6 protein-coding genes and 3 pseudogenes are annotated in these 8719 nt (G+C 39.8%); 4 read left to right on the top strand and 5 right to left on the bottom strand.

What is annotated here, in order from left to right:
• A pseudogene (locus tag BTN49_RS21625) lies at nucleotides 1–707 on the top strand (IS982 family transposase); the annotation flags it as partial.
• On the opposite strand, the pseudogene BTN49_RS16975 reads toward BTN49_RS21625, so the two are convergent.
• Nucleotides 705–1466 (bottom strand): annotated as a pseudogene (locus tag BTN49_RS16975) (IS5 family transposase); the annotation flags it as partial. The pseudogenes BTN49_RS21625 and BTN49_RS16975 sit on opposite strands and share 3 nt — an antisense overlap.
• 175 nt (nucleotides 1467–1641) lie before the next feature.
• Between BTN49_RS16975 and BTN49_RS18795 the strand changes: the two are divergent.
• Nucleotides 1642–1818, top strand: a complete 177-nt coding sequence (locus BTN49_RS18795; protein ID WP_146678993.1) for a transposase — start codon at nucleotides 1642–1644, stop codon at nucleotides 1816–1818.
• Nucleotides 1819–1928: 110 nt separating this feature from the next.
• Complete coding sequence (locus BTN49_RS18800) at nucleotides 1929–2261, top strand: transposase (protein WP_423248255.1); 333 nt, start codon at nucleotides 1929–1931, stop codon at nucleotides 2259–2261.
• Nucleotides 2262–3116: 855 nt separating this feature from the next.
• Here the strand turns inward: BTN49_RS18800 and cydX are convergent.
• The 3 genes from cydX to BTN49_RS01395 all read right to left on the bottom strand — a co-directional run bounded on the left by cydX (nucleotide 3117) and on the right by BTN49_RS01395 (nucleotide 5988).
• Nucleotides 3117–3227 carry a cytochrome bd-I oxidase subunit CydX gene (gene cydX, locus BTN49_RS01385; RefSeq protein ID WP_097355714.1) on the bottom strand — a complete coding sequence of 37 codons (111 nt, stop codon included), beginning with the start codon at nucleotides 3225–3227 and terminating at the stop codon, nucleotides 3117–3119.
• Nucleotides 3228–3243: 16 nt separating this feature from the next.
• Nucleotides 3244–4380 carry a cytochrome d ubiquinol oxidase subunit II gene (gene cydB / locus BTN49_RS01390; protein WP_097355715.1) on the bottom strand — a complete coding sequence of 379 codons (1137 nt, stop codon included), beginning with the start codon at nucleotides 4378–4380 and terminating at the stop codon, nucleotides 3244–3246.
• 63 nt (nucleotides 4381–4443) lie between these two features.
• A complete protein-coding gene (locus tag BTN49_RS01395) occupies nucleotides 4444–5988 on the bottom strand; it encodes a cytochrome ubiquinol oxidase subunit I (RefSeq protein ID WP_097355716.1) in 1545 nt (514 codons plus the stop codon).
• 798 nt (nucleotides 5989–6786) lie between these two features.
• On the opposite strand from BTN49_RS01395, the gene purU reads away from it, so the two are divergent.
• Nucleotides 6787–7623 (top strand): formyltetrahydrofolate deformylase, encoded by an 837-nt coding sequence (purU, locus tag BTN49_RS01400; RefSeq protein WP_097355717.1) that lies wholly within the window; start codon nucleotides 6787–6789, stop codon nucleotides 7621–7623.
• A gap of 388 nt (nucleotides 7624–8011) precedes the next feature.
• Here the strand turns inward: purU and BTN49_RS19905 are convergent.
• A pseudogene (locus tag BTN49_RS19905) lies at nucleotides 8012–8634 on the bottom strand (IS982 family transposase).
• Nucleotides 8635–8719: the final 85 nt, after the last annotated feature.

The raw sequence follows: 8719 nt of genomic DNA on the forward strand, positions 1-8719 counted from the left end.
AAAACCTATTACATCCACTTTGTTTGTCGCTACCTCTACCAACAAATTTCCTGAATTAGTTAGCTACACGAGGAGTTTCAAGCTCATGCAAGGTGTTTTGGCTCTGCTTTGCTCTTACCTCACTCACCGTCAGGCAAGGACGACAGGGATTGCATTTGTTGATTCGTCTAAGCTACAGGTTTATCACAACTTACGCATTTTCAAACATCAGGTTTTTAAAGGTACCGCGAAGCGAGGAAAACGAACGATGGGGTGGTTCTACGGTTTTAAATTACACCCTATGCTCAATGACCAAGGTGCATTATCTCAGTCAAAGTGACGAAGATTAACGTGGCTGATAAAAGCCTGTATCGGAAATGGTTGATGAACTTTGGGGATGTTTATACGGAGAAAAGGGTTATATCTCTAGTCCATTTGAGCGGGAACTTACAAACAAGAGAGTGACACTGATAACGGGTATAAAAAACATGAAACCTAAAGTTATGAAACTTTAAAACCGCCTGATGCTCCGTAAACGATTTATTATTGAAACCGTTTTTAACCAACTAAAAAACAGCTCCAAAATCTAGCATTCTCGGCACTGTAGTTGTATCAGCTTTATGGTCAACTTGCTGTCGTGGCTTATCGCGTATTCATTTCAACCAAAGAAGCCGAGCATCAAAATGACTCAGTTTGATAAGCAAGTGCTTATGCAGATCATAGGTTAATGAGGGTTTATGATAGCTCCTGTCTTTTTTCACTCCGCCAGTTTGTCCTCTTTCAACGCCTTTATAGCTTCATTTCTAGGATGCCCTTCCTCCCAATTCCCCGCGTTGCTTCTAGGTGGAATACTAGGTGTTATTCCTTTGTTCTTTAGTACGTGGTAATATGCTCTTATGTCATAAAATCCATCAACACTAACTTGTTGTATCTTTCATCGTAATGGATTAAACAATATAGGTAAAACCTCATTGTCACCCACAAAAACTAGGCTAACTTCTACAGCAATAACCTCATGAGTAAACACATTAACAGCAAGATGAAGTTGACGCTAAATACGTAGCTTCTCCTTACCGTGCTGACGCATTTTCCATTCACCTTTGCTATGTATTTTAGGTCTGTGGTATCAATAACGAGGTGGACGACCACTCCGAAACTCGGCAAATGGTACTTAACTTTTATGGTCTTCGAACGCTTACTAATGCAGGTGTATGTAAGGTATTTCAGCAGGACATTCATCAACGTAAAAACTGAATTAAGAAAACCTTATAATCCAAGAAGTTGGAGATTAAAATACCTTTAACTATCAGTGCTGTTTCAATCGCGGTATCCGAAAATATAAACTCACGGCCACGATGACCGTGATACTTTAAACAATGCCATACCTTAATAGCAGCGACGTATATCCAAAAAGTCACTGAGCTACGGTTTACTAATGCTTGATTATATTGTTTCCAGTTGCTGATCTTATGCTTGTCTTTTCCCATCATGACCTCCCGCTTAACTCCATGATGATCTGATCATAGAAATTACTATTCGTTTAAATATTTTGGAAATAAAGCCTATGCGGGGAGGTAAGTCTGGCAGACATCGACGAAAACAGCGTCTAAATTATTTATACTTTCATGATAAAGTCCATTTGCGAGGAATAATTTAATTCTAATGATTAGGTCGCGACTTTGGCATTTAGTTCATTTCTTATGCGTAATTCAGGTTGACTTACCGCTAAGCCAACCTACTGGTATTGTGTTCGTTGATTCAATCAAGCTACAGGTTTGCCACAACTTACGTATTCCACGGCATCACGGGTTTAATTGGAAGAGATGGTTAAGCGAGTGATGGGATCATTCTATGGCTTTAAACTTCATCTTATCATCAACTACTAAAGCGGTATAATTTCAGTAAAGGTAAGAACAGCCCATGTTAGTGATAAAAAATCCGTGCCGGATATGGTCGATAATCTCAAGGGAGCACTCTATGGAGATAAAGGGTATATATCTAGCTCCCTTGAAGAAATACTCGCCGAGAAAGGAATTAGTCTCATCACGAATACACGGAAGAACATGAAACAAAAAGGGAATGAAGTTTTGGGATCATCTTATGATGAGAAAACGATTTATCATCGACAGAGTTGTATATCGACTAAAAATACATCCCTTATAGATCCATTTTCAGCACCGAAGTGGGGTGAGTTTTATGGTCAACTTGATTGCAGGATTCATTGTTTATACAGATCTGAGGTTAATACGTTTATCTACGTTTTAAAAAACTTATACCCCTAGTATAACTATATTGCCTCTTGATATACAGAAAATGGTGCTGATTTGAAATAGTAAATGACCAATGGTTTTTCGTGGGTAATAAAAATAACCAGAACATACCTCTAGTATGTAGTATGTAGTAGGCTTGGGAGCCTCGATTAAAGAAAATTATGGCTCATGGATTTAATTTTCATAGAAGTAAAATATTCAATTTACTTTTTAATCTGTTATCCATATTCAATGTTTTATTTTTGTGCAAGGATGATATCAATCTGTACAATCTTTCTTACTGGAAATAAATACATTTCTGGCAAACTTTATAGATACGAAACGTATTGTGACGGAGAATTGAACCATCCATACACGCTTGAAACGACTCAATCAGAAAACAATTGGATACTTAGAATCCACTGAAATGCACATAAAAGTGATAGTAAATTCATTGAAAGTACGTATTACCTTATAAATTATAATCAACTTGTTGAATACGTGATCTAAAATCATATACCCAAGCAACCTGAGGATCTAGGTTTCAGCGCGCTTTACTGAAACCATAATCCATGGCATCTATTTATAGGTGTAGTGAATTTCATCAAAAAGTAATCACAACTAGGCGTGGCAACAGAAAACTCGCCCTACTGGAATGCAACGGTGCGACACTTTCGTCGTTATATCTTCGTAGAAATGACTGATGATTTCTATGCAAATTTGCGTCGAACTGAACGCACCGATGACCTTTGTCAATACATTGATGACACTAAAACCACCAATTCTACTTATTTAACCGTTTGTAGGTTTCGAATCACTAAACCACCACACGTCATTGCTAATACTAGCGACAGAAGATAACTTTCACATCACACGTGATATGTGGAGTTATTTTATACTGTCCTGATCTACAGCGTCAGTGTGTTCTAACCAAAGCGCATTGATAATGCCGAATGAGCAGGCTAACAATACACCTAAAATCCATGAAAAATACCACATAGTGGCCTCCTTAATCTTAATACAGTGACGTTTCATTTTCTTCGATAAATCTACTATCCAAGCGGCCAAACATTTTGTAGTAACACCAAATGGTGTAGGCAAGAATGATGGGTACCATTACCGCTGCAACAATCGTCATAATGCCAAGAGTCAGCTCACTTGAGGTTGAATCCCACATGGTCAGGCTGTGGGATGGTTCCAGACTAGAGGGCATCACGAATGGGAACATCGCAAAACCCGCAGTTAAGATAATTCCCGTAATAGCCAAACTAGAAAACAAGAACGCGAGACTACCATAATCGAAACGTGATGACACCGTGATCATCAACGGCATAAACACAGCAAAAATTGGTGCTATCCATAATACTGGATACGTTTTATAATTATGGAACCACGCACCCGCCATAGTCATGACTTCTTTATTCAGTGGATTTGAGACCGCGGTGGTCATTATTTCACTCGTGATCACATAGCCATCAATGCCTTGTACCAAAAACCCCGCCAGTACGAACGCGACAGATGTCAGAACGGCCGAGATCTGAGCGACATTACGTGAACGAACATGTAACTCTTTTGTGGTTTTCATCTGAAGCCATGTCGCACCTTGTGTCACGATCATGAATAAACTTACCAAACCACACAAAATCGCAAATGGATTCAGCAGGTCGAAAAATGTACCAGTGTAGGTTGGAATCATTAGTTCACTCAGCTTAAATGGCACACCTTGCAATAAATTTCCAAATGCGACCCCAAAGATGATGGGTGGTATAAAACTGCCAATGAAGATGCCCCAATCCCACATAGCACGCCAGTGTTGGTGCTCGATCTTAGATCGGTAGTCGAAACCTACAGGACGGAACCATAGTGACATCAATGTCAACATCATTGCTAGATAGAAACCTGAAAACGACGTTGCATAAACTAGAGGCCATGCAGCAAACAAAGACCCACCAGCTGTGATCAACCAAACTTGATTGCCGTCCCAGTGAGGTGCAATCGAGTTAATCATCACACGACGTTCATTATCGGTTTTACCGATAACAGGTAATAGCGCGCCTACGCCCATATCAAAGCCGTCTGTGATAGCAAAACCAATCAGCAAAACACCTATCAGTGTCCACCAAATAAATCGTAATACTTCGTAATCAAACATCTATAAAACTATCCTCATTCTCCAACTTAAAGCTTGAAGCCACAAATTCAATTCTAGAATCTTTTACTGTTCAAAGTGATATCGTCCAGTTTTCAGACTACTTGGTCCTATACGTACGAACTTAAGCATAAGGTATACTTCAGCAATTAAGAACACGGTATAAAGCACGACGATACCGATAATTGAGGTTATGATGTCAGATGCAGGTAAATTCGAGGCTGCCATATAAACAGGAAGAACCTCCCCCACAGCCCATGGCTGGCGCCCAAATTCAGAGACAAACCACCCAGCCTCTGATGCAATCCAAGGCAAAGGAATTGCAAACAATGCAGCTTTCAATACCCATGGTTTTTCATCAATTTTTTGGCGACACGTTTGGTAGAATGCCACCACAAACACGAATAGCATAATAAATCCCGATGCCACCATGATTCGGAAGCTCCAAAACAAGGGAGCCACCTGAGGTATAGACTCTTTAGTTGCTAACTTGATTTGTGCTTCTGTCGCGTCACCAACGTTTTGTGTGTACTTCTTCAGCAGAAGACCAAAGCCTAAATCTTTTTTCACTACGTCGAAAGCCGTGATGTTTTCCGGTGATTTATCACCGTTGCGCAGTTTCTCCAACAACCCATATGCAATCATACCGTTACGAATACGTAGTTCGTGCTCGTCAAGAATATGGTGCAGACCAGTCACTTGTTTATCAAGAGAACGCGTCGCGATAATCCCCATTAAGTAGGGTATTTTGATAGCATAGTCGGTTTCCATCGTTTCTTGGTTAGGAAAACCAATCACCGTGAATGCGGCAGGTGCTGGTTCGGTATGCCACTCAGCTTCAATAGCAGCAAGTTTCACCTTTTGGACATCTCCCAGTTCATAACCAGATTCATCACCGAGAACAATCGTAGATAGGATGCCTGCAATACCAAACGAAGCTGCAATCGCAAAAGAGCGTCGAGCAAAAGCAATATCGTGACCTTGCAATAAGTAGTAAGAACTGATACCCAGAACAAACATTGCACCAGTTGTGTAACCCGCAGCAACGGTGTGCACGAACTTTACCTGAGCAACAGGGTTAAATATAACATCCGTAAAACTCACCATTTCCATGCGCATGCTTTCGAAGTTAAATTCAGCACCCACAGGATTTTGCATCCAACCATTAGCAACTAATATCCAAAGTGCCGAGAAGCTTGAACCAAGGGCAGTTAGCCAAGTAACGGTAAGGTGTTGACGCTTAGAAAGACGATCCCAACCAAAGAAAAACATACCCACAAGAGTTGATTCTAGGAAGAATGCCATTAGTGCCTCAATGGCCAAAGGTGCGCCGAAGATATCACCTACATAGTGGGAGTAATACACCCAGTTAGTACCAAATTGAAACTCCATTGTTAAACCAGTTGCCACCCCCAGCGCAAAATTAATACCAAAGAGCTTACCCCAGAACTTAGTCATATCCTTATAGATTTGCTGGTCAGTCATCACATACAACGACTCCATAATGGCCAACAGAAATGCCAAACCCAAAGTTAATGGAACAAATAGAAAATGATACATCGCAGTTATAGCAAATTGTAACCGCGACAGTTCTACAATATCAGTTAACATGTTACTTCCTTCCTCGTCAGGATGTCTGACGCGAGATATTTCTATATCTATGGATAAATGTAATACACACACGTAGCCAAACGACTGCGCTTAATATCAACTTACGAAAGTTATGTGAATACGTTCCATCTCTACGACACGACGTGGCACTATTGTGTTGAACTGGTTATCATCTTAATGCAGTGGTTCCTAATGTGATTATACCTAATATTAAACATTCTAGACATTTGGTTATATGCCTTTTGCTAAGTCTCGCATTATTTGTTATCAATTCAAAGAATTACTGGTGTAAGAATTTTTGGTAGTCTGACTATTAATCAATAAGTGAATTAACGTGTGAGAAATACCCATTCAAGTAGATTGACCCTATAATTCGCCTAACTTTATATACTTAACCTGAGCTGAACATAAGAAATGAACTAAATTCCAAAGTGGCTGTAATTTGGTATCTTCTCTTCCGTCCAACTGCTAAAAATTTAGGGTAGTCCTGCTTGTTTCCTTGGAGAGAAGAGCGTACCACTTTCGGTAGTTAACCTTCTCTTCTACTACTAGACCAGTAAGTCTCTCAGTTAGTATCTGAATTCAGACGTTTTCTTATATCTGCAATATGTATGCATTAAAGACTGGATTAAATCCCTTTAAGTTCAAGTTGTTCCGATCCGGTTAGGTAAACACGGTGCAACCGTCAGTGAAAAAGATAAATTCGTATATTTTGACATAATCCTGAATTTGGAGTAGAAGTTAGGCGAATTTAACTCTGTTATTTAGGTAACACTAGCCTAAGAGAACCACGCTCCTATGGAAAAAAAGATTCTGCTGTCGGACTGTCCTGACGACCAAGGCCTTATCGCTAAAATCACTAACATTTGTTACAAACACCAACTCAACATTATGCATAACAGTGAATACGTTGATCACAGTACAGGGCAATTTTTTATGCGTACTGAGCTGGAAGGTGTTTTTAACGACGAAACATTCTTAGTTGACATTGATCAGACGTTGCCAGTAGGTAGTCATCGAAGCTTAGTTAATGCTAATCGTCGTCAACGTATCGTTATTCTTGTTACCAAAGAATCTCACTGCCTTGGTGATATATTAATGAAAACCTACGATGGCTCATATAATATTGACATTGCAGCTGTGATTAGCAACTACAACACACTGGCCACCTTAACCGAGAAGTTTGATATTCCATTTCACTTCGTTAGCCACGAGGGGCTAACTCACGAAGAACACGACAAAAAAGTAGTGAAGATTATCGATAGCTACACACCAGAGTACATCATCTTAGCAAAATTTATGCGCGTGTTAACACCGAATTTTGTAGGTTCCTATCCACGTCGAATCATCAACATTCACCACAGCTTTTTACCAGCATTCCTTGGTGCGCGTCCTTACCACCAAGCTTATAAACGTGGTGTCAAAATCATTGGTGCCACCGCCCATTTTGTTACTAACAATCTCGATGAAGGCCCCATCATAGACCAAAATATTAAACATGTAGATCATACTTTCAGTTCAGAAGATATGGTTAAAGTTGGTCGCGACGTAGAAAAAACAGTACTCAGTACGGCGTTAAGCCTTGTGCTAGAAGACAAGGTTTTTGTTTATGGCAATAAAACGGTGATTTTGTAGTAAAGTTCACGACATATTTTAAATAAACAGAATGCACACTATATCCAATAAGGAGTCTGCTCATAGACGCTTTTTTTATTTTTCACTTTTTTATTACTTGTTCAAGTGAAATGCAACAAAGCTTACGCATACACATTTATCCTTTAAACACTCCGATTGGATTAACAAGAAACCCTCCCTCACCAAAAAGGTGACTCAATTTTATCTTAAATATTCCTTAATATTCAGTTAGTAACACGCGTTTCATCGCACTCTTAATATGGGAAACACTCACCAAACATCGTTTATAAACGGTTTTAATGTAGTATCACTAGATGAAATAACCCACTCTCCTGTTCCCCACCTTTTTGTAATATACTTCTTTACGGGTGTATGATAAATTATGTAACTAACCACAAATCTGCATAAGCGCTCGCTTATCAAGCCTAGTCATCTTGATGCTCAGCTTCTTTGGTTGAAATGAATACGCGATAAGCCCCGCTAGCAAGTTGACCATAAAGCTGATAAAACGGCGGTGCCGAGAATGCTCGATGTGGGATATGTTTTTTAGTTGGTCAAAAACGGTTTCAATAATAAATCGTTTCCGGAGCATCAGGTGGTCCCAAAGTTTCATCACTTTTAGTTTCATATTTTTTACACTCGTTATCAGTGTGACTCCCCTGTCTGAGAGTTCCCGTTTCAATAGATCAGAGATATAACCTTTGTCTCCATATAAACGCCCCCAAAGCTCGTCAGACATTGCCGACACAGGATTTTATCCTGCACGTTAACCGTCGTCACTTTGACTGAGATAATGCCACCTTGGTCATTGATAATGAGGTGTAATTTAAAACCGTAGAACCACCCCATCGTTCGTTTTCCTCGCTTCGCGGTACCTTTAAAAACCTGATGTTTGAAAATGCGTAAGTTGTGATAAACCTGTAGCTTAGACGAATCAACAAATGCAATCCCTGTCGTCCTTGCCTGACGGTGAGTGAGGTAAGAGCAAAGCAGAGCCAAAACACCTTGCATGAGCTTGAAACTCCTCGTGTAGCTAACTAATTCAGGAAATTTGTTGGTAGAGGTAGCGACAAACAAAGTGGATGTAATAGGTTTT

This window comes from Candidatus Enterovibrio escicola (assembly GCF_002464935.1).
GTDB lineage: Bacteria > Pseudomonadota > Gammaproteobacteria > Enterobacterales > Vibrionaceae > Enterovibrio > Enterovibrio escicola.